This is a genomic window from Nocardia ignorata NBRC 108230 (assembly GCF_001612905.1).
In the GTDB taxonomy this organism is placed as follows: Bacteria; Actinomycetota; Actinomycetes; order Mycobacteriales; family Mycobacteriaceae; genus Nocardia; species Nocardia ignorata.
Map to the genome: position 1 here is coordinate 17,436 of NZ_BDBI01000043.1, position 23,343 is coordinate 40,778.

Below are 23,343 nucleotides of genomic sequence, written 5' to 3' on the forward strand. Positions count from 1 at the left end.
CGCCGCGTCACGTACTACCGTTGTGCGGGTGAGTGCCTTTCCCTGCAGCGACGACGTGCTGCCCGACACCGAAACCCTCGTCTCCCTGCCCGAGGCCGCCGACATACTCGGCGTCCCGGTGACCGCGGTGCACCAGATGCTGCGCGATCACCAGCTCATCGCGGTGCGCCGGGGCGGTGTCGTCGGCATTCCGTCCCGCTTCTTCGACGACAACGACGAGATCGTCCGCATGCTGCCCGGCCTGATCACGGTGATGCGCGACGGCAAGTACAGCGACGAGGACATCCTCCGCTGGATCTACACCGAGGACGACTCTCTGCCCGGCCGCCCGGTCGACGCCCTGCACGGCCCGCTGGCCCGCGAGGTCGTCCGCCGCGCCGCCGCCGAACCTTTCTGAGGACCTGCCGAACAGGCTGAGCGGACGCGCCCGGCGGACCGGATGGCCAGTGCGCCCTTGCCCGGCGTGGGGGTGGGTTACCTCTCGCGGGAGTCGAGCCCCGGCCGGTCGCGGCGCTGAGTGGCGAAACCCTTGGCGGCGACCAAAATTCGGCGGTGGTTCGGGACCGTCGCGCGGGTGGCGAAGACCTGGTAGTCGGCTGCTTCGATCTGGTCGAGGATATCGGCGTAGAGCACGGCGGCGGTTCGGATCGCCGGACGGACCCGGGGAGCCAGCAGGTCGATGCCGGGGACCGCGCGGCGGTAGATGTCGCGGTTGACGGCGATCAGATGGGCCAGGGCGCGTCGCGTCGGTTGATCGGTTCGCCCGGCCGTCCGGCACGCGCGCAGTCGCGTCTCGTCGACACCGAACGCGGCCAGTTCGTCGGCGGGCAGGTAGATGCGGTCGCGATCGAGGTCTTCGGCCACATCACGCAGGAAGTTCGTGACCTGGAACGCCTCGCCCAACGCGGCGGCAGCGGGTTCGGCGTCGGCCACCGGGACCACGGTGCCCAGCACCGGCAGCAACTGCAGGCCGATGGCGGCGGCCGACCCACGCATGTACTCGGCCAACTCGGCCATGCTCGCGTAGCGCCTGCGGTGCACGGTCGTGCCGGGGACGTCCATGCGCATGGCATCGAGGAACGTCCAGATGTGGTCGTGCGCGATGTCGTAGCGGGCGATGGTGTCGGCCGTCGCGGTGATGATCTGGCGGCGCCGCACGTCGGCGGTGTCGAGGTCGCCCTGCTCGATGGCCAGCCGGAGCTGCTTCTCGACCAGATCGAGGTGCTGAGCGGGGGAGATGCCGTCGCTGTCGTGGGCGAGGCGGCGATCAGGATCGTGTGCGCCCGGGGCGACGCTCGACGGGAGGGCTCGCGGCCGGTCGGCCGGGTCAAGGATCCACGCGGGGTCGTCGGCGTGATCGACGATGTCGTCCACCATCCGCGCGAACGCGTACAGCGCGTGCACGGCCCGGCGCCGCTCCGGGCTCAGCAAGGCCGTGGCGAGGAAATAGGTGCGTCCGTGCTCGGCGGCGATGCGGCGACAGGTCGCGTAGGCGTCGTCCAGCGCGGTGGGCACACTCATGCCGCGACGGGCGGTGCGTGTTCCTTGGCTATCGCGCGGGAACTCGCCGAACGCAGGTGCAGCGGGTCGACGTGGCGCAGCGACACGGCGGCCACCACGGCGGCGAAGGTCGCCAGCGCCACGTGCCAGAAGTTGTAGAGGCCGATCGAGCCGTCCGGCTGGAACACCAGCATCAGCCAGGTGCAGATACCGACCAGCCACTGCAGGGTCACCGTCGACAGCGCGAAACCGGCGGCCAGCGCAAGCGGCCACGAGTAGTACCAGGGCAGGGCGGCGGGGGAGAGCAGCACGATCGCCACGAACGCGACGATGATGCCCATCACAGCCTCACGCTCGCTGTGGCGGAAGCGCCACCAGGTCGCCACGAGCAGGACCACCAGGGCGACCTTGCACAGTTCGCGGGTGACGGACAGGACCGAATCCAGCGACCACGGCGTCACCCAGGTGACCATGTGCGCGAGGATCGTCGGCAGCGACAGCCAGTTGATGATCTTGTTCGACCCCTGCAACGCGGTCACCCAGCCGAAGCCGACCCCGGCGATCACCGATGCCGCACCGAAGACCAGTGCGAAGACGCCGATGCCGATGCCGGCGATCTTGGTGAACACGAGCAGCGGGTGCGGCATGTCGGCCGAGGGCCGGGCCGCGTCGGGATGCTTCAGTTCCTCGGCGAGACCGGCATCGGAGTCGGCGCGAGCCCGGCGTTCGGCCGCCCGCCGTTCCTTCTCGTGCAGGATCCAGATCCACACCAGGAACGGCAACGCCACGCCTGCGGTCGCCTTGATCGCGACGCCGATAGCGACCACGACGATGCCCGCCACATGATGACGCTCGAGCACGAGCGCGATACCCGCGCACATCAGCCCGACCATCAGCATCTCGTTGTGCACGCCGCCGATGAGGTGCACGAGCACCAGCGGATTGAGTACCGCCAGCCACAGCGCCACGGTCGGTTTGCCGCCGAGATGCTTGGTCAGATAGGGCACCGCCCACACCATCAGCGCCAGGCCGGGCAGCATGACGAAGCGCAACGCGATGGTCCCGGCGATCACATTGTCACCGGTGAGCGTGGTGATCGCGCGGCCCATCAGCAGGAACACCGGCCCGTACGGCGCGGTGGTGGTGGTCCACACGGGGCTCACATTGTCCAGCAGCACACCGGGATTGGCGACGGGACCCACCTGGTAGGGGTCGAAACCGTCGCGCAGGAGCGCACCCTGGGCGAGATAGGAGTAGGCGTCGCGGCTGAACATCGGGGCCGCGAAAAGCAGTGGGGTGATCCAGATTCCGACGATCACCCGCAGCTCGTTGAGCGTGACCTTCGGTTCACCGTTGCCGATGAGGGTGCGGCCCAGGCGCACCCACGCGGTGATCATCAGCAGCACACCGGCCCAGATGACGATCATCGACAGGGCGTAGCCGTGGCCGAATCGCAGCCACGACAGGTGCAGCGCCTCGAGCAGCGGATCGCGTTTGCGGACGGCGCCCGCACCGAAACCGCCGAAGGTGATCATGATGGCGCCGAAGAATCCCATGAAGGCCGCGTGACCTTCGGGGCTCCGGGCGAAATCGCCGACAGTGCGCAGCCGCGACCGGACGCCGGGATCGGTCCCGGCGGGCAGATGGCGCTGCGGTTCGAGGGTGCGCGTGGTGTCCATGGGGCCTACGGTCGTCTCGGGGGGCGGCATCTTCGGTCGGTCCCCCCGGATGGTCGGCGGTCGCAACCGCGAGCTGATAAGTCGGCCGTCAGTTTACGGCTTCAGTTCCGAACACTAACCCGGTGGTCGCTGCCGGTGTGCGCCCGGCTGCCGGTGATTCGCGCCGCCGCCAGTTCGCCCGACAACAGCGTGGTGGGCACACCGACCCCCGGAGTAGTACCGCAACCTGCGAGAACGACATTGTCTACGCCCCTTGGCAGGTTGCGTGGACGCAGCGGTCCGGTCTGCCGGAAAAGGTGCGCCACCGAGAACGGTGTGCCCGCGATCATGCCCTGGGCCGCCCAGGTCGCCGGTGTGTCGAGGTGATCGACGCGGAAGTACTCACCGATGCCGGTGTAGCCGCGCTGCTCGAGCGTCGCGAGCAGTTCACGCAGGTAGGCCGGGCCGATGCGGTCCCAGTCCAGCGGCGCGGAGGTCAGGTTGGGGCACGGCGCGAGCAGCGAGAGCGGCTCCCAGCGGCCGTCGGCGCGGTCGACGAACTGGCCCGCGTCGGTGAGCGCGGGGCGGGTGAGCAGCAGCGACGGGTCGCTCATCAGTTTGCCCCGGCCCTTGCCCGCGGCGATCTCGCGGAAGGTCTGCTCCCAGGCGGCCCCGAACTCGATCGTGTGATGGGCCTGCACCGGCCACCGCGCGGCAACCTCGGCGGGCACGGTGCCGTGCGCGACGACGGCCGACGGCGAGGCCCGCAGTCCACGCCGGTTGCGCAGCCCGAAGCGGCGGATCGAGCCCAGGTCGGCGGTGATGACCACCGCGTCGCAGGCGACGTTTCGCCCGTCGACCGTGCGGACGGCCTCGGCGTGGCGGGCACCGGGTGACGCGGTGCCCTTGCGGGTCGCGTACTCGATGCCGGTGACCTCGGTGCCGAGCTCGAGGCGCCCGCCCGCGGCCGTGAAGGCCTCGGCCAGCGCAGTGGTGACGGCCCGCATTCCGCCTTCGGGGAAGTACACCCCGAGGCAGGTGTCCATGTTCGGGATGGCGCCGTAAACGGCGAGGGCCTGGTCCGGCGCCGTTCCGGCATAGAGCGCCTGGAAGGTGAAAAGCCTGGTCAGCCGCTCGTCGCGGAGGTACGAGCGCACCCGCGGCCCGAGTTTGCCGAGCCCGCCGAGGCGCACCACCCGGGCCAGCGCCGACCGGGCGGCCGGTGTGCGGACCATGTCGAGAGGCGAATCGAAATCGGCGTTCATGAATTCGTCGAACTCGGCCTCGTACATCCGGCCGAGCCAATCGCGCAGCCGCCGATAGCCACGTGCCTCGCGGGGACCGCACGCGCGGGTCACCTCGGCCGCCATCTGTTCGGCGTCGTCGAAGACCCGGATGTCGCTGCCGTCGGCGAAACGCGCGTGATAGGCCGGAGCCAGGCGATGGATGCGCAGCCCGACGTCCTCCCGGGTCTGCCCGACCGCGGCGAGGGCGTTATCGATCGTCTCGGGCAGCGTGAGCACCGTTGCGCCGCTGTCGATCTCGTAGTCGGCGAAGCGGTAACGGCCCACCCGGCCGCCGGGGTGATCGGCGCGCTCGAGCACGGTCACCTCGAGCCCGGCACCCCGCAGGTGCAGCGCGGCGCCGAGCCCGGCCAGCCCGGCTCCCACGACGACGACATGATTCGTTTGTCCCACAACAGTTTTCACAACGTCCTCAGGCGGTACGGCGAGTGGCGGCCAACGCCATATCGTGCAACAGATGCTTGGCGGCGGGGGTGGCGGCGCTGTGCGCGATCGCGGCCAGACCCGTCTCGGTGAGTTCGGTGATGCGGCGCTCCACGTCGTCGACGGCGCCCAGGTCGATCAGTACCGCGCGTAACCGGTCGACGGCCTCGTCGTCGAGGTCGGTGCCGAGCCCGGTGCGGATCAGCGCGGCCGACTCCGGGTCGGCCCGGCGCAGCGCCTCGGCGATGAGCACGGTGCGCTTGCCCTCGCGCAGATCGTCGCCCGACGGTTTGCCGGTGACGGCCGGATCGCCGAACACCCCGAGCAGGTCGTCGCGCAGCTGGAACGCGATACCCACATCGGTTCCATAGGTGCGCAGGGCCGCGACCAGCGCGTCGTCGGCGCCGGCCAGTGCGGCACCCAGATGCAGCGGCCGTTCGATGGTGTAGGCGGCGGTCTTGTAGCGGTTGATGCGCAGCGCGGCCTCGACCGACTCGTCGCCGCCGGCCTCGCCGTTGATGTCGAGTAGTTGCCCGCCGAGCACTTCGGTGCGCATGCGCGCCCATACCGGGGCGAACCGGGCGAAGGACGCGGTGTCGAGTCCGGCCGCGTTCACCAGGTCGTCGGCCCAGGCCAGCGCCAGATCGCCGATCAGAATGGCGACCGCCGACCCGTATGCCTCACCGTCACCGGACCAACCGGCCGTGCGGTGCCGATCGGTGAAGTCGATGTGCACCGTCGGGAAGCCACGCCGGGTACGGGAGGAGTCGATGATGTCGTCGTGCACCAGCGCGCAGGCCTGCACCAGTTCCAGTGCGGCACACGCGGTGAGTACCGAGGCCGCCTCGGGGGTGGACGGGTCGCCACCGGCGCCCAGCCAGCCGGTCCAGGCGAAGCCCGGCCTCGTGCGTTTACCGCCGCGCACCACGAACTGTTCCAGCGCCTCGGCCGCGTCGACGAACACCGGACCGAGGGGTTCGACGATCTCGCGGCGGCTCGCGAAGAACTCCGTGAGCACCTGCTCGACCGCCGCGACGAAGGCCGGAGTGCCGGGGGTGAGCGCGACTAGGTCGACCGAGGTGAGCACGTCGGCGGCGGACCGGGAGAGCGGGGTACCGATTCCGGCGGACAGGGCGGCCTCCAAATGGCGAGCGTCAGGATCCGATGACGCACCCTTGCGGTGCGTGCACAGCGTCGTCTCGACGATACGCGGGCCGCGCGGAGCGTCAGCGGGCGCACAGGGCCGCTGCGACCGATCCCACACCCGGCGTTTCCTCGGGTCCGGGGCTCCTCGGTCCATGTGTCCACCCGGCTTGACATTCTCCGCTCCGAACAGGGGATTTCCCCTCGGCGGGTGCTGCGGCCTGCGGGGTTGTGCCCGGCGGGGACGTGCCGTGACCGGTATCGGAGTTCCCCGGTCGGCGCCGTAGGCCCGGAACGTCCCACTAGACTGAGCCGGTGACTTTCGACAGTGGACGGGGACGTTCGACCCCCGATCGGCCCGCCAAGCAGCAGTCGATCGTCTCGAACACGCCCTCGGTGGTGCAGAGTTTGCGCACGCATTCGGGCACGGGCGTGCCGTTCTCGGTCGAGTTCAACCCGCCCCGCGACGCGGCCGGTGAGGCCAGACTGTGGCGCGCGGTACGCGAGTTCGAACGCATGCACCCCGCCTTCGTGTCGATGACCTACGGCGCGGGCGGCTCCACCCGCGACCGCACGGTCCGCATCACCGGCGCCCTGGCGCAGGAGACCACCCTGCTGCCGGTCGCCCACCTGACCGCCGTCGGCCACAGCATCGCCGAACTGCGTTCGCTGGTGGGTTCCTACGCCGACTCCGGCATCTGCAACGTCCTCGTGCTGCGCGGCGACCCGCCCGGCGACCCGCTGGGTGAGTGGCGCAAGCACCCCGAGGGGGTCGAGTACGCCGAGGAACTCGTGCGCATCGTCCGCGATCTCGGCGACTTCCACGTGGGTGTCGCGTCGTTCCCGCAGGGCCACCACCGCTCACCCGACCTGGACCACGACACCCGCCACCTGTGCGCGAAACTGCGTGCGGGCGCGGAGTATTCGATCACGCAGATGTTCTTCGACGTCGAGCACTACCTGCGCCTGCGCGACCGCGTGATCGCCATGGACCCCGTCGAGGGCGCCAAGCCGATCGTCCCCGAACTGATGCCCATCACCTCGCTGCGCACCGTCGCGCGCGCCGAGGAGCTGTCCGGCCGCCCGGTGCCCGCCGACATCGTCGCCCGCCTCACCCGCGCCGCGGGCACGGGCCCCGAGGAGGACCGCGCCGCCGTGCGCGCCGAAGGCATCCAGATCGCCACCGAGATGGCCCAGCGCCTCATCGACGAAGACGCCCCCTGCCTGCACTTCATCACCCTCAACTTCGCCAAGGCCACCAGCGAGGTCCTCGCCAACCTCGGCTACGGCGTCACCGCCGCCCCCCTCAGCGCCTGACCGGCAGCTGGACGGAGCGGCTTTCGGCGCGTTGTCACCGCCTCGCAGCGGCGAGGGTCTGCCAGGTTCGTTCCCAGTTGCGGGTCATGGCCGGGTAGACGATGAGGTAGCGGAACGGCTTGATGAGGGCCATGTAGAGGCGCCCGAGGCGGCCGTTTGGTTCGACCAAAACGGCCATCTGCAGGTGATAGCCGGTGTCGTCGGGCACCCAGCCGAGATGCATGACGCCGTGCATGGTGCCGTTGGCGATTTCGGCCGCGTACTCGTCGTCGAGGACGTAGAGGCTGGTCAGCGGGCTGTCGCTGTCGTCGGGAGTCGGGGTGTCGCGCAGGTCGGCGGGGAGGCGGTCGCGTAGGGAGCCGACGCGGGTGCCGGTGCCCGCCGATTCGTCGTCCCAGCCGAAGATCTCGCCCAGTTTCCAGCGGATCTTGAACAGCACGCCGCTGATGCCCGAGCTTTCGGACGCCTTCTCCGCCTGGAGTGCCGCGAGGAAGGCGGGGAAATCGTCGGGGCCCGCGCCGGGAGTGCGGAACTGCCAGACATCTTCGATGTCGAAGTCGCGCGCGATCTCGTGGATGCGCCACGGCTGGGCGGAGTGTGCGGAGGCGGGAAGTCGCATGACATGACCTCGATCTGTACGGGGGCGTATAACAACTGAGGCTACCGCTGTTATACGCCTCCGTACAGCTCTGCTCGCCGTGCCGTCGCACACTCCGGTTACGCGGCCAGTGACGCCCGCAGACCCCACGCGCCGGCCGGCAACCGATGCGATTCGAGCCGATCGGCGTGCGCGTGGGTGATGGTGGTGACCAGCAGTTCGTCGGCGTCGCTCACCCGGCGCAGTGCGTCGAGCCGTTCGACCACGGTGGCGGGTGAGCCGACGATCTGGGCGGTCAACCGGTCCTCGACCAGGCGGAAGTGGTCGTCGGTGAGCGGTGCGGCGGTGGCCGGATCGAGGTACTCGCCCGCGCCCGCGCCGCTGCGCACACTGTGCACCCAGTGCCCGTAGGTGCTCGCGTGCCTGCGGGCGGTGTCGTCGTCGGCGGCCACGACCACGTCGGCCGACACGATGACGTAGGGCGCGGCGAGCACCCGCGACGGCCGGAACGCCGCCCGGTACGCCGCCACCGCGTCCAGCGCGGTCCCCGGTGCCACGTGGTAGGCCGCCGCGAACGGCAACCCCAGCCGGCCTGCCAGTTCCGCGCTCTCCCCGGCGGAACTGCCGAAGATCCACAGCTCGGCATCGATGCCCTCACCCGGAACCGCGTGCAGCGCGACACCGTCGGACGTGGTGTAGGTGCCGTCGAGCAGGGCGGTGATCTCGGCGACCTGGTCCGCGAAGTCCAGGGATCGCGCGCCGGGCTGCTGCAGCGCCTCGAGTGAGGCGAGGAATTCCGACCGATCGAGGACCCGTCGCGGGTCGAACGGTGGTGGCACGACCACTCCGTCCCGCACCTGGGTGCGTCCGACGACCGCGTCGAGCACCGGCCGCCCGCCCTTCGCGGTGGTGGTCGCGGCGCCGTACTGGGTGCGCCGATGTCCGGATCGGCCGAGGCCGAGATCGAGCCGACCCGGATGCAGCGCGTCGACGGTGCCGAGCGCCGCGACGATCGAGGCCGAGGTGTGCTGACCCACCTGCACCGCGCCCGTGCCGACCCGAATCCGCTCGGTGGCCGCCGCGACCAGACCGAGCAGTGTGAGCGAGGCGGAACTGGCCGCTCGACCCCTCGCAGATCGGTGCCAGATCCAGGATCGAGAGCGGCGCACTCATGATCTCGGATCCTGTTCTCCCGCTTCCACCGCCGCCCGCAGCCGGTTCTCCCGCGGGGCCACCGGGCAGGTGGCGTAGTCGGTGAACGCGCACGGCAGGTTCACCGCCCGGTTGAAGTCGAGGGTGACGGTTCCGTCGGCGGCCACCGCGCCGATGGCGAGCGAGCGCGCCGCCGGGTAGGTGGTGATCCCGCTGGTGGCGTCGGTGAACAGCACCTTCAGATCGTCCGGAGTGCCGAAGGCCAGCAACGCCTCCTGGCTGTCGCCGAGGCGGAACTCGACGATGCCCGCCGCCGGGTGGTGGTGTTCGAGCCCTTCGACCACCGCGCCGGTGGTGACGGTGCGTGGCTGCTCGAACGGGGTGAAGCGGCCGGTCACCACCCAGCGCGGGTCGGCCGGGTAGGCGGGCACGCCGGTGAACGCGACCAGGGTCGGTGCGGCCGGATCGTGCACGCGGACCGCGAATTGCCCGGAGCGCCGGATCACTTCGAGGACGCGCTCCTCGTTGAACACGCTCACCCCGGGCGCGCCCTCGCCGGGTTCGAGGATGCGGACTCCGGCGATCCGGTCGCCCTCCACATCGAGCCGGTCGGCGGGCTGGGCGGTGACGAACACCTTCTCGTCGGTGACCCACCAGGTGCCGGGCACGCCGTCGAGGCGTTCGGGACGATCGGTGAGCCAGTGCAGTCCGGCGAGGCTGAGCCAGCCGAGCGGGTCGCGCAGCCCGTCCTCGCGGGCGTGGTGCCAGCGGGCCCAGTCGTCGGCGAAAGTGGTTGTGGTGTCGAGGTTGTCGATGGTGACGGTCATGACGCGCGGGCTCCTTCGGTGACGGTCAGCGGTCCGTCGGGGTCGTACGCGGAAAGCTAAACACCGGGTGACCCTGCGGTGCGGGTGGGACGACGAACGGCGCGCGGATGTCGCATTGCGAGCTCCGGTACGAGGTTTCGGGGATCTCGCGAGCGAACACACCGTGCTCACGGTCGACCACCAGGGTGTCGGCGGGCCAGCTGTCCCACAGCGTCCGGGCCGCCTCGACCACTTCGGCGGCGCGCTGATACCGGGCGCCGTGCTCGAGATAGCCATCGCGCCGGAAGTTCTCGCCGGTGAACGCGTCGGAGGAGGTGACCACATTCCAGGCCGCCCGGCCACCGGACAGGTGATCCAGGGCGGCGAACTGCTCGGCCGGCTCGAACGGTTCGTTGTAGGTGCTGTTGACGGTGCCTGCCAGCCCGAGCCGTTCGGTGACCGCGGCCACCGCGTTGAGCACGGTGAACGTGTCGGGGCGGCCGACCACGTCCAGGTCGTGGATCCGGCCGCGATGCTCACGCAGCTGCAGCCCCTCGGCCAGGAAGAAGAAGTCGAACAGGCCACGCTCGGCGGTGCGGGCCAGGTGCTCGAACGAGGCGAACTCGACCTGCGATTTCGAGGCCGGGTCGGCCCAGACGGTGGTGTTGTTCACGCCGGAAAAGTGCGCGGCGAGATGGATCTGCTTGCGCGGTTTCGAGGTCACAGCGCTGCTCCCGCGGCGTATCGGCTGACGGGTCGGGGGAGACCGAGGCGGTCGCGAAAAGTGGGGTCACGTCGGTGTGCCGAAGAGGCGGTGCCCACGTGCCGCAGCCCACCGCGTCCCGCGGCATCCCGGGCCGAGCGATCCGTCCCGGCGAACGTCTCCCGGCCGAGCGCGTTCCGGATGTGACCGGCCGTGCTCGTCCGATCGACTCCACCGTGTGCGTCTTCGTGCCGTTCGCCGACCGCGAACCCGTCGAAGCCGAATTTCTCGGCGCGCCTGGCCTGTTCGACAACCTCGCGGAAACGGTCACGGGTGCTCGGCACGACACCGGTCACCGGATCGGGAACCCGGGTGATCAGCGTCATGAGCAGCAATTTCATCGATCTCCTCCATCGAACCCGGCAGAAGCACCCACACCCGGACAGACCGGGCGAGTTGCTGCGACGTCGTAGAGCCAGGTCTCTCAGTCGCTCTGGATGGTGCGCCCGCTGCCGAAGCGTCGAGCCGGATCAGCATGTGGCACAGCTGTGATGGCGTACAACGGTAGAAATCAGCGTGAGCGCAGCGGTTGGAATCGGGTGCGGGTGCGGGCACAATCGCCGACGTCGGGCCCGGTCGACCCACCCCGGCCCCCCGCTGTGGCGGTACGCGACGCGCCGAATACTCGGTCACTTCACCTGCGCGGATTCACCGGATCGCCGGAGTAATCTCGGCCTTCTCAGCGTCGATGAGGAGTTCGCCGTGACTGTTGCGCGTCGCCTGACCACACTGACCTCGCTGACGGCCTGCGCCGCCGCCGTGCTGCTTGCCGCCCCCGTCGCCGCCGATCCACCGGTGCGGCCCGCCGTCACCCGCGACGCCCCGGCCACACCAGCCGCAGGCCCCGGCGATCTCCTCGCCGCATATCAGACGGTCGTCGAAACCCTCGAGGCCCTCGGTATCCAGCCCTTCCTGTACCCGACGGTCGCCGCGAACTGTTCCGGTGCCGGTCTCGGTCTGGTCCCGGCCGTCGCGGGTGCGGTTCCCGGCCCCTGGCCGACGAACACCCTCCCGATCCCCGGCCTCGACCTCACGGCCGTGAAATCAGGCCAGACGCTGTTCACCTTCCTCCCGTACGGCCTGGAACCGGACACGGCCGCCACCAAGACTTCCGGTATGCAGGTGGCCTGGCTCAACCTCAGCACCGGTCAAGGCGGGATGGCCTCGATGGGGACGATCGCCGACATCGTCCGGGCGATGGTGCCGCCCGAGGTTCCCGCCGAACTCCGGCCGCTCGCCGAGAACGTCATCCGCGATTTCCTGGGCACCGCGATCCCGGTCGGCGGTGTGCGCGCGGTCCCGGTCTACACCGGGAAGGGCACCGTCCTCGCCGCCGTCTTCGGTACCACCGACAACGCGGGTCGCTCGTGTTTCTTCTTTCCGACCGTCGGCATCACCGAGGTCGCCTGATCCCGTTTCCGCGAGGGCGGACCGTCGACACCGCACGTCTTCCCGTGGACCCACCGAGCGGCGTGGAATACCTGACCGCGTGGGTCAGCCGTGACGAGCGAGCGACGTTTCCGGTGTGACGAGGGGACGCTGCTTCCAGCGCAGCCGCCCGGTGCGATGCAGGCGGTGCGAGCGAACCCACAGGGTGAGGTAGTAGCCGACGGACACCGGATGGGCCAGTGCCGAGCCGAGGTCGGCGCCCGTGGGTGGGCGCCGGGTTTCGACGGTTCGGGCCGTGAGCCGACCGGTGACGGCAGCCAGGTAGCCGAGCAGGCCCGCCCGGCGCACCCGGCCACGACCGACGAGAACCGCCAGCGGCGGAATCCAATAGGCAAGGGCGGCAACGACACCGATGGCCGCCCCGGTGTCGACCCGGCCGCCGTAGGCCGACCACAACCAGCGGGTGTAGCCGCCGGCGAGGTCGTCGGCGCCGGTGTACATGCGGGTGCGGGCGGCGGGCCCGGCGGTGACGAGCGCGGTCCGATGACCCGCCCGGCGCAGCGCCCGCGCGAGATCGAGATCCTCGGTGGCACTGGCCGCCACACCGGCGTGACCCCCACCCGCCCGGTACGCCGCGGCGTCGACGGCGAGGAACTGCCCGCACGCCACCGCCGTCGAAGGGCGCAAGCTGTGATTGGCCGGACCCACCGGGAGCGTCGACGCCCACGACCAGGCCAGCAGCGGCTGAACCAGCTGCTCGGCGACCGAACCCGAATCCTGCGTCGGCCACGCCGACACCAAACCCGCGCCCCGCTTGCGCAATTCGGTCACCGCGGCGGCGATCGCCTGCGGTTGGAGGCGCACATCGGCATCGACGAAGACCAGTGCCGCCGCATCGGTCCTGGCGGCCAGTCGCGCACAGGCGGCGGCTTTCCCGGTCCATCCGGGCGCCGGGTGGGCGGACGAGCGGAGCACGGTGAATCGTTCGTCGCCGCCGATCGCGGCGATCGCGGCCTCGTAGGTGCCGTCGGTGGAGGCGTCGTCGAGGATCAGCACCCGCAGCCGCGGTATCCCGGTCTGGGCGCGCAGGTCGGCGATGAGGTCGGGCAGCCGCTGGGCTTCGTCACGGGCGGGCACGCACACGGTGACCGGTTCGATCACTCCCGACACCTGCCGGGGCAGGGTGCGCAGGGTGGCGAGGTTGTAGGCGGCGGTGCCGGCGCCGATCGCGGCGAGACCGGTGCCCGCCCAGGTCAGGTAGCGTCCCGCCGCGCCCATGTCAGCGGCCCAGCCTGCGCTGGGTGATCTCGCGCCACATCTCCGACGGCGAGAAGTTGGGGCGCGGCGCGTTCGGCGGGCGCGGGTTGCGATCGCGGTAGGCGAGACCGGCGATCATCGCGGCCACGGCCAGGGTGATGCCGCCCATGATGCCCGCCCAGCCCGCGAACGAGCGGGTGTTGGGGTCGGCGTATTTGACCTCGGCACGCAGGGTCGAGGACTCACCGGCGGGCAGCTTCCACGACACGGTGTTGTCGCCCTCGCGGGTGCCGTTGGTCTTGGCGACACGCGACGGGAACGCGATGGAGAACTGCACGTCCGACCCGTGCGGCGGCACCGACTCGAGGTCGACGCGACCGGTGAGGCTCACCAGGTCGCCGTTGCGTTTGAACTCGAGGGTGAACATGCCCTGGGTCTGATCCGACAGGCTGCCGAGCTGGCTGACCTCACCGAAGGTCAGGTCGTCGAAGAACACCTGCGTGCCGACGTAACCGTCCTGGTTGTACGGGTCGACGCGCACCTTGGCGGCCAGCGATTCGGGCGCCTTGAGCTGCGGGCCCTTGTCGTCGGGGCCCTGCGGGGCCACGGCGGCGACGATCCGTCCCGATACCCGGTCGTTGGACGACACCCCCATCGACACCTGCACCCGCAGGCATCCGGTCAGCGCGGGCACCAGCAGGGCCAGCAGAACGGCGACCGCCGCGACGCGCCGGGCGGGCCCGGAACGGCGCGAGGGGGAAGGCATGTCGGCGACGAGACTCGGCTGCACGGTTGACATCGTGCCAGGCTCGGGCCGCAGAACCCACACGACGGGCCCAACCACCTCCCGCCACCCGCCGCGATCAGGGATTTCGCCACCGTGCGGCAGCCCGGCGAGCCAACGGGATTCCGAGCAGTCCCATCCCGGCGAAACCCCAGGCCGCCGATGCGGGAAGGCCGAGGAACACCGCGTGCGCGAGGGCCGAGCCGAGCCAGGTCCACGCGAACACCGCGACCGGCACCGCCACCGACGGATCGTGGGCGCGGGGGAGCAGCCGATCGAGTGCGGTGAGCAGCACCGCCATCAGCGACGCGACGAGCATCCAGCCCAGATAGTTGGTGTAGGGGATCTGCGCCAGCCCCGGCAGACCGGCGTCGGTGACCGACCACGTCCACTGCCCGTCGGCGACCATCTGCGGATCGAGAAACAGATCCCATCCCACCGCCCCGACAACGAGCAGTGCGGCGCGTATGACGCCGGCCCGCCCGCCGACCCTGGGCACCCGGGCGGCGCTTCCCGTGCCGTGGCCACCGGTTCTTGCCGCATCGATCCCCGCGAGCAGACCCGCGACGACCCAGATCGGATACAGCCCACCGGTCCACGCCAGCGGCACCACCAGCGGCACATCGGCAAGTGCGGGCCCCAGCCGATCCGTCGCATAGGCATAGGCGCCGTAGGGCACCCCGGTCGCCGTACCCACGATCTCGGAGGCGAGCCCGATCCCGGAGACGATGACGAAAAACCCTGCCGCCCAACGCCATCCGCGAGTCGTGACGGCATGCAGCAGGGCGGTCGACACCGACAGCACCACCACGGCCACCGTGATCCGATCACGCCACGTCCCCGCGCTCAGCGGATAGGTGATCTGCACGAGCACGAGCGCCATCGCGGCGACCGCCGGGATCGTCCGCGGACGATGGGCACCGACCCAGCTGCGGGCGGTGGCGGCGATGCGGCTGACCGCGCGGCCGGTATTCACGACGTCAGCCGACCGGTCGCCGCACCACACGACATGTGCGAGCACCCGGCCGGCGCACCCGGTGCCGAATCGAGCGCGGTCATCGCTTGCGCGGGAAGGGGAATCGGCGGGTGCGCCGGTCGCCGAGCACGAGGTGAGCCGCACTGCGTCCGCTGGCGCCGGACACCCCGCCGCCGGGGTGGGTCGACGCGCCCGTGAGGTACAGGCCGGGCGCGCCGGGTACCCGCTGACCCGACAGCTCCGGCAGCGGTCGCCACAGCATCATCTGGTCAAGAGACATCTCCACGTGCATGACATTGCCGCCGCGCAGGCCCATCTCCCGTTCCAGGTCCACCGGAGTCTGGACGAACCGCTGCACCACCGAATCGGCGAAGCCCGGTGCGTACCGGTCGACTTCGGCGATGATCCGATCGGCCTCCTGCTCGGCGTGCGCCGACCAATCGCTGCCGTCGGCGAGTTCGTAGGGGTGCCACTGCGCCCACAGCGACAGCTGGTGTTCACCGGGTGGGGCGATGGTCGGGTCGAGCGCGCTGAAACTCATCGCCAGCACCACCGGCCGTGGCGGCAGTTCACCGGCCGAGGCCGCGCCGTGCGCCGCCCGCAACTGCCTGCGATCCGATACGAGGAACTGCAGGCCGTGTGCGGACTCCGCGGCCGATGCGCCGGGGTAGGACGGCAGTCGGTCGGTGGCCAGGCGGACCACCATGCCGATGCCGGGGCCGACCCGGATGCGGCGCTGCCAGTCGTCGAGCACCGTCTCCTCGAAACCGCCCGCGCGCAACAGGTCGAGGGTGGCGAGGATGTGCGAGCCCGCGATCACGGTGTCGGCGCGCAGCTCACGCCCCGATTCCGTGCGCACCTGCCACCCGCGCCCCGACCGCCGCAGCTCCGTGACGGCATCACCGGTGTGGACCTCACCGCCGTCGGCGCGCAGCCGTGCGATCAGCGCCGCACTGAGCGCCCCACTTCCCCCCACGGCCCGCCCGGGCGGCAAGGTGTGCATGAGCGCGGCGAAACCGGCCATCGGCGCGGTCCCCGGTTCCGACATCGGTGGACCCGACTGCGCACCGAACCATGCCAGCGACGCCTTGAGCCGTTCGTCGTCGAACCAGTAGTCCAGCAGCGCGTCGCCGGTCTGCAGAAACTCCCGCGACAGCGCCGACCCGCCGTCGCGCGCGTCCAGCCCCCAGAACGCGCGAACCAGCCTCCCCGGCGTCGGCGGACCACCGAACGCCCGCATCACCCCAGCGCTTCGCTCACCCCACACCTCGACGAAACGGCGATAGGCCCCGGCATCCTTCGTCCCACACGCCGCCGCGATCGACGCGCAGGTGGCGTCGAGATCGCGGTGGAAGACGATCGGTGGGCGTACACCGTCGGACGGCGTGAATCCCCACGGATCACAGTCGAGATAGCGCAACCCGAACCGCTCGAGCTCGAGTTCCTCGATGATCCCGGTGTGCCGGACCATGATGTGCGCCGAGGAACCGCGATCCACAAGATGGCCGGGGAACCGTTCGACCGTCGACACCGCCCCACCGGGCACCGTGTCCCGCTCGAGCACCTGGACCCGCTGCCCGGCCCGCGCCAGATAGCAGGCGGCGACCAGCGCGTTGTGCCCCGATCCGACGACGACCGTTGTCTCGCTCCGGCTCATGCCCGTTCGCCCGCCGGTGGCATCGGCAGCCTGCGGCCGAGGATCGCGAACGGCCGGGTATCACCCGCGAAGACGAAATTGCGGATCACATCGGTGAATCCCGCCCGCCGGTACAACCGCCAGGCCCGGTTGTCCTCCTCGGGAACCTCCGGCGTCGACAGCAGCACCGCCGCCTCGGGACGGTCGGCGAGCAACCGCTCGAGCAGCGTCGCCCCGATCCCGCGACCCTGTGCGGCCGGGTGCACGTGCAGCTCGGTGAGCTCGAAGTAGTCGGCGAGCAGCTCGCGCGCGGCGGCCTCCGGCCAGCCGCACCGGCGCATCCCGGTGTGTACCTGTTGATGCCACCACTGCCGCGGCGCGCCGCTGTATCCGTAGGCGATGGCGAGCAGCGGGGCGGTGCGCAGGTCGACCGTGCCCGCGTCGTCGGGCAGCACGGCGGCCACCGCCCGCCAGCCCGCCCGGGTGGTGTGCTCGTTCCACATCGGGGCCCGGTGATGTTCGGTGCCGCGCGGATAGTCCATCGCGGCCACATACACCGAGAGGGCGTCGTGCAGGCGGGCCCGCAGGGCGGCGACGCTCAGGTCGACGACCACAGGTGCTGGAGTGTGGTGATTGGGCTTGACGGCTGTCATCGCTCTCGTCGGAACTTGTCGGTGGGTGTCCCTATATTCAATCTCAATTCAAACGTTCGAATGGTTGTTCGATCTGTGCGAGGGGCGAAAGGGGCAGCAGATGCCTGGTCACAACGATGGTCGAGCGCACGCGGGCCACGACGGCCGCGCCGGCGGGCTGCTACGACAGGCCGACGCGCTGCTCACCGACTCGGCCTGGGAGCACGAGCCGGGGGAGCGGTTCCGCACCGCCTATCTGGCCGCGCTGCGTGGCGCCGGTGCGATGATCGCGCTCACCGGCGCCGATCGCGCGCCGCGGGCTCGTTCGCGCAGCGCCTGGGTATTACTGAGACGCGCCACGCCGGAGTTCGCGATGTGGGCCGACTACTTCGAGGCGCACTCGCCGCTGCGGGCCGCCCTCGAGGCCGGATTGGACCGCACGATCACCGACACACAAGCCGACGAGTTCTGTTCGCGGGTGGGCGCGTTCCTCTACGACGTCGACGATGCGCTGGTCGCCGCCGCCAAGACACGCCCGCAGCCGAGTCGCGACCGGGACATGACCGCTTAGTTATCACCGAGTAGGTGGTACGGCCTCGATCGAACTCGTATCATGGGGAGCAGATAGCCGCCAAGGTCGGCTACCTGTCGCCTACCCGGAGGCGACCAGCCACGCCTAGTGCCGGGGGAGGTACCGTGCCACTCTCCGAGCACGAGCAGCGCATGCTCGAACAGATCGAGAGCGCTCTCTATGCTGAGGACCCGAAGTTCGCCTCGTCCGTCCGCGGCGGACGACTTCGCTCCACGTCGAGTCGACGCAGGCTCCAAGCTGCGGCGTTGTTCGCCGTCGGCCTGTTCCTGCTCGTCGCCGGCATCGCCGCCCCGTTCAAGCCGGGCGGGTTCCCGATCATCAGTCTCGTGGGCTTCATCGCCATGTTCGGCGCCGGTGTCCTCCTGATGATCGGCAGCTCGCGTCGGCCGGGTGCGGCGGACGCCCCCGGTGAACCGCCGGCGGGCGCGGGCCCGTCGGGCGGGCGCGGTGGCCAGCGGCCGCGCAAGTCGGGCGGCTTCTCGGAGCGGATGGAAGACCGATTCCGCCGCAGATTCGAGCAGGAGTAGCCCTGCTCCGACCGTGAGGTCGAGCACAACGGCATAGCAAGCGGTGTCGCACCCGGTCGCGGGTGCGGCACCGCTTTCGCATGCCCGCGTCCGGGTCGGCCCGGATCGCACTCGCAGGGCGGTTCCCCCACCTTCCCCACCATCCCCCACCAGGGCGGTCTCGTACGCCGTCGAACGACAGGCCCGCCGATGGCACCTGGGAAGTTTGCTGAACGTTGTCGGAAGCGGGGATTGCCGACCCGCGCGGGTCGTCCTAACACGCGATAATCCCGAATCTCATTGATAGCTGACATGACCTGCGGAATTGTGTTGGCGGGGAGCAGGATCACCCAGGGTTTCGATTGAAAGTGGGGGAAAGTGGGGTAATGTGGGTCGCGCACTACAGGAGAGGCCGTACGGCCAGGTGATCCAGTAGGGAGGTGGCCGGGAATGTTTCTCGGTACCTACACCCCCCGATTGGACGACAAAGGGCGACTGACGTTGCCTGCGAAGTTCCGAGACGATCTGGCGGGAGGGTTGATGGTCACGAAGGGTCAAGACCACAGCCTTGCCGTGTATCCGAAAGAAGAGTTCACCGCGCTCGCCCGGCGGGCCGCGGCGGCGTCTCGAAGCAACCCGCAGGCAAGGGCTTTCGTCCGGGCACTGGCGGCCGGAACCGACGAGCAGCGTCCGGACGCACAGGGCCGGATCACGTTGTCGCCGGACCACAAACGCTATGCCGGACTCACCCGGGATTGCGTGGTGATCGGTTCGGTCGACTTCCTCGAGATATGGGACAAGCAGGCGTGGGAGTCCTACCTCGCCGAGCACGAGGAGGACTACGCGCAAGCCAGAGACGAGTCGCTGGGCGGGATCTTCTGACCCCGCAGCACGCGAGTGCTGCGAGGCCTCTGCCCGGGCGTGGACCCTGACGTACTTCCCCGACGCCAGGTGCCGCGCCCCGGTCAGAGACCTCGACGCATTCGCACTCATCCGAGTAAGCAACTCATTCCAAAAGCACTGTGTGGCAAGGCGACCCGTCTGCGACGCGAGGCAGTATCCCGGGAGGTCGAGGTGAACCATGACACCGAGAACCCCCGTCATGTGCCGGTGCTGCTCGAGCGTGCCGACGACCTGCTCGGTCCGGCACTCGACGAGCCGGGTGCGGTCTACCTCGACGCGACCCTCGGCCTCGGCGGGCACGCCGAACACTTCCTGCGCACCTATCCGAACGCGCGGCTGGTCGGGCTCGATCGCGACACCAACGCGCTGAAACTGGCCGGCGAGCGCCTGGCGCCCTACGCCGACCGGATCACGCTGGTGCACACCCGCTACGACGGTATCCCCGAGGCGCTCGCCGAGGCGGGACTGGCCGAAACCGGTTCGGTGTCAGCCATTCTCATGGATCTCGGCGTGTCATCGATGCAGCTGGACGAGGCCGACCGCGGCTTCGCCTACTCCGTCGACGCGCCGCTGGACATGCGGATGGACCCCACCACCGGCATCACCGCCGCCGACGTACTCAACACCTACAGCCACGGCGACCTGGCCCGGGTGCTGAAAACCTATGGCGACGAACGGTTCGCGGGCAAGATCGCCTCGGAGGTGTTGCGCCGCCGCGCCGTCAAGCCGTTCAGCACCAGCGCCGAACTGGTCGAGGTGCTGTACGCCACCATCCCGGCCGCCGCGCGGCGCACCGGCGGGCATCCCGCCAAGCGCACGTTCCAGGCGCTGCGGGTGGAGGTCAACGGGGAACTCGACTCGCTGCGGGCCGCGCTGCCCCCGGCGCTCGACGCGCTGCGCGTGGGCGGGCGGATCTGCGTGATGTCGTACCAGTCGCTCGAAGACCGGCTGGTGAAGCAGGAATTCGCGCCACGGATCGTGTCCCGGTCCCCGATGGACCTGCCGGTCGAACTGCCCGGCATGGGACCGGAGTTCAGGATGCTCACCCGCGGCGCGGAAAAGGCGACCGAGTCCGAGATCGAGGCCAACCCGAGGTCCGCCCCGGTGCGGATGCGTGCGGCCGAACGGATCACGGAGAGGTCAGGGAGGACACAGGAGGGGACACGATGAGCGTGCGGACGAGCACCGTTGCCGTGCCGGGGCGTACTGCCCGGCGCGTGCAGGCGGCCGAACGAGTGAAGTCCGGTGCCGCGCAGCGGGCCTACGCGCGCAAACGCACCCGCCAGCAGCTGCTCGACGGGATATCGCTGCCCGATCGTTCCTCGACCATGGCCGGGCGCATCCCGTTCGTCACCGCGATCATCGGCCTGCTCGGTTGCGGTCTCGCGCTCACCCTGCTGCTCACCACCCGTGCCGCCGAGGACAGCTACCTGCTCGGCGACATGCGCGCGGACAACCGAACACTCGCCGACGAGCGGGCCGCACTGCAGCGCGAGGTCGCGGCCGCCGACTCCGCTCCCGAACTGGCCGCGCGCGCACGGGAACTCGGCATGATCCCGGCCAAGGATCCGGCGCGTCTGGTGATCGGTCCCGGCGGGGAAGTGACCGTGATCGGCACGCCGACGCCCGCCCAGGGGGCACCCGCGCCGCCGTTGAACGGGCCGCCGACGACCACACAGAACCCGGCGCCGGGTCACCAGGCGCAGGGCGAACGGGTGGTTCCGGTGCAGCCGGGCACCCCGGCCACCGACCCCGCCGCTCCGAACAACACTCCGCCCGCCGTGCTCGCGGCACCGGGCGGCCAGGCCGGAGCGGCGAACGCGCCCGTGGTGGATCCGTCGCAGGCGCAGCCCGAATCGCCGCAGGATGTACCGGGTTCGCCGCAGGCACAGGTCCCGCCCGCGGGCGAGGGCGCTCCCGTGGCACCGTCGGAGTCGCCGGTTCAGGCACCGGCACCCCAACTGGTCCCCGATCGAGTGGAGGTGGCCGCGGCCCCGGCCGACACGCCGCCCCCGGCACCGGATGTCGCGCCGTTACCGGACGCGGGCCCGCCGAGCGAGACGCCGCAGATCGTCGCTCCCGAGGCAGGCCGATGAGGCAGAGCGGGCCCGCGTCGCGACAGCGACGCGGGCCGGTCTCGTCGAGGGCCCGGCGCAGCGGGTCGCTCTCGCCGGACCGGCCGATCCGGCTGCGCCTCGGCGTCGGCCGGGTCACCATGCTGGCCACCCTCGCCGTGGTCGCGCTGCAACTGCTCTACATCCAGAGCATCGCCGCACCGGGACTCTCCGCGCAGGCCGCCTCGCAGCGCACGACCAAGGAGACCGAGGCCGCCGTGCGCGGCCCGATCACCGACCGCTACGGCAACCCGCTGGCCTTCACCATCACCGCGAAAGCGCTGACGTTCCAACCGGTCCGGGTGCGCCAGCAGCTCGCCGACGCGAAGAAGACCAAGGAGAACGCGCCCGACCCCGAGCAGCGCCTGAAGGACATCGCGAGGTTCGTGCACGACAAGCTCGGCGCGAGCGGCCCGAAAGAGGAAGAGCTGCTCGACAAGCTGCGCAGCGACAAGCCCTTCCACTACCTGGCCCGCAATGTCGATCCCCGGATCGCCTCCGAGATCACCACCAAGTTCCCTGAGGTCGGTTCCGAACGTCAGGACCTGCGCGAATATCCCGGCGGGGCGCTGGCGGCCAACGTGGTCGGTGCGACCGGCTGGGACGGGCACGGCCAGATCGGCCTCGAATCGGCACTCGACTCGGTACTCGCCGGCACCGACGGTTCACGCACCTACGATCGTGGCTCCGACGGTGCGGTGATCCCCGGCAGCTACCGCGACCAGCAGCCCGCGGTGAACGGGCACGGCGTGGAGCTCACCCTCGACGAGGACATGCAGTACTTCGTGCAGCAGCAGGTGCAGCAGGCCAAACAGCTCTCCGGCGCGGCCTCGGCCTCGGCGGTCGTGCTCGACGCCAAGACCGGCCAGGTCCTGGCCATGGCCAACGACAACACCTTCAATCCCGCACTGGGACCCCAGCACTGGGCCTCGGCGAACATGAGCAACCCGTCGGTGTCGGAGCCCTTCGAACCCGGCTCGGTGAACAAGATCGTCACCGCCGCCGCCGCGCTCGAATACGGGCTGACCAACCCCGACGAAGTACTGCAGGTGCCCGGTTCGATCAGGATGTCGGGCGTCACCGTCAACGACGCCTGGCAACACGACGTGGCGCCCTACACCACCACGGGCATCTTCGGGAAGTCGTCCAATGTCGGCACCCTCATGCTCGCGCAACGGGTGGGGGAGGACCGCTTCGCCGATATGATCGACCGCTTCGGTCTCGGTAAGCGCACCGGCATCGGCCTGCCAGGCGAGAGCCCGGGGCAGGTGCCCGCCCGCGACCAGTGGTCCGGCGGTACCTTCGCCAATCTGCCCATCGGCCAGGGCCTTTCGATGACCACGCTGCAGATGACCGGCATGTACCAGGCCATCGCCAACGACGGGCTGCGCATCCCGCCGCGCATCGTGAAGGCCAGGATCGCACCCGACGGCACCCGCACCGAGGAACTGCAGCCCGAGCCCGTGCGGGTGGTCAGCCCGCAGACCGCCGCCACCTTGCGCACGGTTTTCCAGGCGACCGTGCAGAAGGACCCGATGGGTGTGCAGATGGGGACCGGGCCGCAGGCCGCCGTGGAGGGCTACCAGGTGGCGGGCAAGACCGGCACCGCGCAGAAGGTCGACCCGGCGTGCCGCTGCTATTCTACCTCGTCGTTCTACATCACCTTCGCCGGAATGGCGCCCGCCGACAATCCGCGCTACGTGATCGGCATGATGCTCGACGCGCCGGTACGCAGCTCCGACGGCTCCGGTGGCGGGTCGGCCGCGCCGCTGTTCCACACCATCGCTTCCTGGGCGTTGCAGCGCGACCGGGTGCCGCCGTCGCCGGAGCCTAGGCCGCTGGTGCTGGAGGCCGGGCTCTGACGGTAACCTGACTCGTCGTCTTGCCCAC

General features: G+C 70.3%; 22 protein-coding genes, 1 pseudogene and 1 riboswitch. Of the genes and pseudogenes, 9 read left to right on the forward strand and 14 right to left on the reverse strand.

The window, feature by feature from the left end; genetic code table 11:
• The first annotated feature begins 28 nt into the window (after positions 1-28).
• Positions 29-397, forward strand: a complete 369-nt coding sequence (locus tag NI2_RS29275; RefSeq protein ID WP_067497548.1) for an Rv2175c family DNA-binding protein — start codon at positions 29-31, stop codon at positions 395-397.
• A 77-nt stretch (positions 398-474) separates the two neighbouring features.
• On the opposite strand, the gene NI2_RS29280 is transcribed toward NI2_RS29275, so the two are convergent.
• The 4 genes from NI2_RS29280 to NI2_RS29295 form a co-directional block, all read right to left on the reverse strand.
• A complete protein-coding gene (locus tag NI2_RS29280; RefSeq protein WP_067497417.1) occupies positions 475-1,521 on the reverse strand; it encodes a phytoene/squalene synthase family protein in 1,047 nt (348 codons plus the stop codon).
• Positions 1,518-3,179: an alpha-(1->6)-mannopyranosyltransferase A gene (locus tag NI2_RS29285; RefSeq protein WP_067497420.1), complete on the reverse strand. Its 1,662-nt coding sequence runs from the start codon at positions 3,177-3,179 to the stop codon at positions 1,518-1,520. Before NI2_RS29285 ends, NI2_RS29280 begins: the two co-directional genes overlap by 4 nt.
• Before the next feature lie 101 nt (positions 3,180-3,280).
• Entirely contained in the window at positions 3,281-4,855 is a 1,575-nt protein-coding gene (crtI, locus tag NI2_RS29290) for a phytoene desaturase family protein (RefSeq protein ID WP_243750117.1), read from the reverse strand.
• Positions 4,856-4,874: 19 nt separating this feature from the next.
• Complete coding sequence (locus NI2_RS29295; RefSeq protein WP_084476952.1) at positions 4,875-6,029, reverse strand: polyprenyl synthetase family protein; 1,155 nt, start codon at positions 6,027-6,029, stop codon at positions 4,875-4,877.
• 374 nt (positions 6,030-6,403) lie between these two features.
• Between NI2_RS29295 and NI2_RS29300 the strand changes: the two genes are divergently transcribed.
• Positions 6,404-7,345 carry a methylenetetrahydrofolate reductase gene (locus NI2_RS29300; RefSeq protein ID WP_067497554.1) on the forward strand — a complete coding sequence of 314 codons (942 nt, stop codon included), beginning with the start codon at positions 6,404-6,406 and terminating at the stop codon, positions 7,343-7,345.
• Positions 7,346-7,379: 34 nt separating this feature from the next.
• Here the strand turns inward: NI2_RS29300 and NI2_RS29305 are convergent, their stop codons facing one another.
• The 5 genes and pseudogenes from NI2_RS29305 to NI2_RS35790 all read right to left on the reverse strand — a co-directional run bounded on the left by NI2_RS29305 (position 7,380) and on the right by NI2_RS35790 (position 11,005).
• Entirely contained in the window at positions 7,380-7,964 is a 585-nt protein-coding gene (locus NI2_RS29305; protein ID WP_067497427.1) for a DUF2867 domain-containing protein, read from the reverse strand.
• Positions 7,965-8,062: 98 nt separating this feature from the next.
• Positions 8,063-9,112 (reverse strand): LLM class flavin-dependent oxidoreductase, encoded by a 1,050-nt coding sequence (locus tag NI2_RS29310; RefSeq protein ID WP_084476954.1) that lies wholly within the window; start codon positions 9,110-9,112, stop codon positions 8,063-8,065.
• A complete protein-coding gene (locus NI2_RS29315; RefSeq protein WP_067497430.1) occupies positions 9,113-9,922 on the reverse strand; it encodes a DUF1684 domain-containing protein in 810 nt (269 codons plus the stop codon).
• A 61-nt stretch (positions 9,923-9,983) separates the two neighbouring features.
• Positions 9,984-10,625, reverse strand: a pseudogene (locus NI2_RS29320) (LLM class flavin-dependent oxidoreductase); the annotation flags it as partial.
• On the reverse strand, positions 10,622-11,005 hold the full coding sequence (locus NI2_RS35790; RefSeq protein ID WP_067497433.1) for an LLM class flavin-dependent oxidoreductase: 384 nt from the start codon (positions 11,003-11,005) through the stop codon (positions 10,622-10,624). The gene NI2_RS35790 and the pseudogene NI2_RS29320, both read right to left, overlap by 4 nt.
• 6 nt (positions 11,006-11,011) lie before the next feature.
• A riboswitch (SAM riboswitch) is annotated at positions 11,012-11,108 on the reverse strand.
• Between the two features lie 258 nt (positions 11,109-11,366).
• Between NI2_RS35790 and NI2_RS29330 the strand changes: the two genes are divergently transcribed.
• Positions 11,367-12,074, forward strand: a complete 708-nt coding sequence (locus NI2_RS29330) for a hypothetical protein (protein ID WP_067497436.1) — start codon at positions 11,367-11,369, stop codon at positions 12,072-12,074.
• An 84-nt stretch (positions 12,075-12,158) separates the two neighbouring features.
• Here the strand turns inward: NI2_RS29330 and NI2_RS29335 are convergent, their stop codons facing one another.
• The 5 genes from NI2_RS29335 to NI2_RS29355 all read right to left on the reverse strand — a co-directional run bounded on the left by NI2_RS29335 (position 12,159) and on the right by NI2_RS29355 (position 17,359).
• Entirely contained in the window at positions 12,159-13,331 is a 1,173-nt protein-coding gene (locus tag NI2_RS29335) for a glycosyltransferase family 2 protein (protein ID WP_067497439.1), read from the reverse strand.
• A gap of 1 nt (position 13,332) precedes the next feature.
• Positions 13,333-14,076 carry an LppM family (lipo)protein gene (locus tag NI2_RS29340; protein WP_067497557.1) on the reverse strand — a complete coding sequence of 248 codons (744 nt, stop codon included), beginning with the start codon at positions 14,074-14,076 and terminating at the stop codon, positions 13,333-13,335.
• A gap of 97 nt (positions 14,077-14,173) precedes the next feature.
• Entirely contained in the window at positions 14,174-14,977 is an 804-nt protein-coding gene (locus tag NI2_RS29345; RefSeq protein WP_067497560.1) for a carotenoid biosynthesis protein, read from the reverse strand.
• A gap of 172 nt (positions 14,978-15,149) precedes the next feature.
• Complete coding sequence (locus tag NI2_RS29350; protein WP_067497442.1) at positions 15,150-16,727, reverse strand: phytoene desaturase family protein; 1,578 nt, start codon at positions 16,725-16,727, stop codon at positions 15,150-15,152.
• Positions 16,724-17,359 carry a GNAT family N-acetyltransferase gene (locus tag NI2_RS29355; RefSeq protein WP_067497446.1) on the reverse strand — a complete coding sequence of 212 codons (636 nt, stop codon included), beginning with the start codon at positions 17,357-17,359 and terminating at the stop codon, positions 16,724-16,726. Before NI2_RS29355 ends, NI2_RS29350 begins: the two co-directional genes overlap by 4 nt.
• Positions 17,360-17,459: 100 nt before the next feature.
• Between NI2_RS29355 and NI2_RS29360 the strand changes: the two genes are divergently transcribed.
• The 6 genes from NI2_RS29360 to NI2_RS29385 all read left to right on the forward strand — a co-directional run bounded on the left by NI2_RS29360 (position 17,460) and on the right by NI2_RS29385 (position 23,315).
• Positions 17,460-17,909, forward strand: a complete 450-nt coding sequence (locus NI2_RS29360; RefSeq protein WP_067497449.1) for an SAV_6107 family HEPN domain-containing protein — start codon at positions 17,460-17,462, stop codon at positions 17,907-17,909.
• Between the two features lie 125 nt (positions 17,910-18,034).
• Positions 18,035-18,457, forward strand: a complete 423-nt coding sequence (locus NI2_RS29365; RefSeq protein WP_067497452.1) for an SCO2097 family morphological protein — start codon at positions 18,035-18,037, stop codon at positions 18,455-18,457.
• Positions 18,458-18,886: 429 nt separating this feature from the next.
• Positions 18,887-19,318 (forward strand): division/cell wall cluster transcriptional repressor MraZ, encoded by a 432-nt coding sequence (mraZ, locus tag NI2_RS29370; RefSeq protein ID WP_067497455.1) that lies wholly within the window; start codon positions 18,887-18,889, stop codon positions 19,316-19,318.
• 192 nt (positions 19,319-19,510) lie between these two features.
• Complete coding sequence (gene rsmH / locus NI2_RS29375; RefSeq protein ID WP_067497458.1) at positions 19,511-20,509, forward strand: 16S rRNA (cytosine(1402)-N(4))-methyltransferase RsmH; 999 nt, start codon at positions 19,511-19,513, stop codon at positions 20,507-20,509.
• On the forward strand, positions 20,506-21,435 hold the full coding sequence (ftsL, locus tag NI2_RS35400; protein ID WP_243750118.1) for a cell division protein FtsL: 930 nt from the start codon (positions 20,506-20,508) through the stop codon (positions 21,433-21,435). Before rsmH ends, ftsL begins: the two co-directional genes overlap by 4 nt.
• A complete protein-coding gene (locus NI2_RS29385) occupies positions 21,432-23,315 on the forward strand; it encodes a peptidoglycan D,D-transpeptidase FtsI family protein (RefSeq protein ID WP_067497462.1) in 1,884 nt (627 codons plus the stop codon). The genes ftsL and NI2_RS29385 overlap by 4 nt, the downstream gene beginning before the upstream one ends.
• Positions 23,316-23,343 lie beyond the last annotated feature (28 nt).

Coding starts and splice junctions, on each gene's coding strand:
- ftsL (WP_243750118.1), top strand. CDS start 20,506: ATGAGCGTGCGGACGAGCACCGTTGCCGTGCCGGGGCGTACTGCCCGG.
- NI2_RS29285 (WP_067497420.1), bottom strand. CDS start 3,179: ATGGACACCACGCGCACCCTCGAACCGCAGCGCCATCTGCCCGCCGGG.
- NI2_RS29345 (WP_067497560.1), bottom strand. CDS start 14,977: ATGGCGCTCGTGCTCGTGCAGATCACCTATCCGCTGAGCGCGGGGACG.
- NI2_RS29340 (WP_067497557.1), bottom strand. CDS start 14,076: ATGCCTTCCCCCTCGCGCCGTTCCGGGCCCGCCCGGCGCGTCGCGGCG.
- NI2_RS29360 (WP_067497449.1), top strand. CDS start 17,460: ATGCCTGGTCACAACGATGGTCGAGCGCACGCGGGCCACGACGGCCGC.
- NI2_RS29350 (WP_067497442.1), bottom strand. CDS start 16,727: ATGAGCCGGAGCGAGACAACGGTCGTCGTCGGATCGGGGCACAACGCG.
- NI2_RS29305 (WP_067497427.1), bottom strand. CDS start 7,964: ATGCGACTTCCCGCCTCCGCACACTCCGCCCAGCCGTGGCGCATCCAC.
- NI2_RS29355 (WP_067497446.1), bottom strand. CDS start 17,359: ATGACAGCCGTCAAGCCCAATCACCACACTCCAGCACCTGTGGTCGTC.
- NI2_RS29385 (WP_067497462.1), top strand. CDS start 21,432: ATGAGGCAGAGCGGGCCCGCGTCGCGACAGCGACGCGGGCCGGTCTCG.
- NI2_RS35790 (WP_067497433.1), bottom strand. CDS start 11,005: ATGAAATTGCTGCTCATGACGCTGATCACCCGGGTTCCCGATCCGGTG.
- NI2_RS29280 (WP_067497417.1), bottom strand. CDS start 1,521: ATGAGTGTGCCCACCGCGCTGGACGACGCCTACGCGACCTGTCGCCGC.
- mraZ (WP_067497455.1), top strand. CDS start 18,887: ATGTTTCTCGGTACCTACACCCCCCGATTGGACGACAAAGGGCGACTG.
- NI2_RS29335 (WP_067497439.1), bottom strand. CDS start 13,331: ATGGGCGCGGCGGGACGCTACCTGACCTGGGCGGGCACCGGTCTCGCC.
- NI2_RS29315 (WP_067497430.1), bottom strand. CDS start 9,922: ATGACCGTCACCATCGACAACCTCGACACCACAACCACTTTCGCCGAC.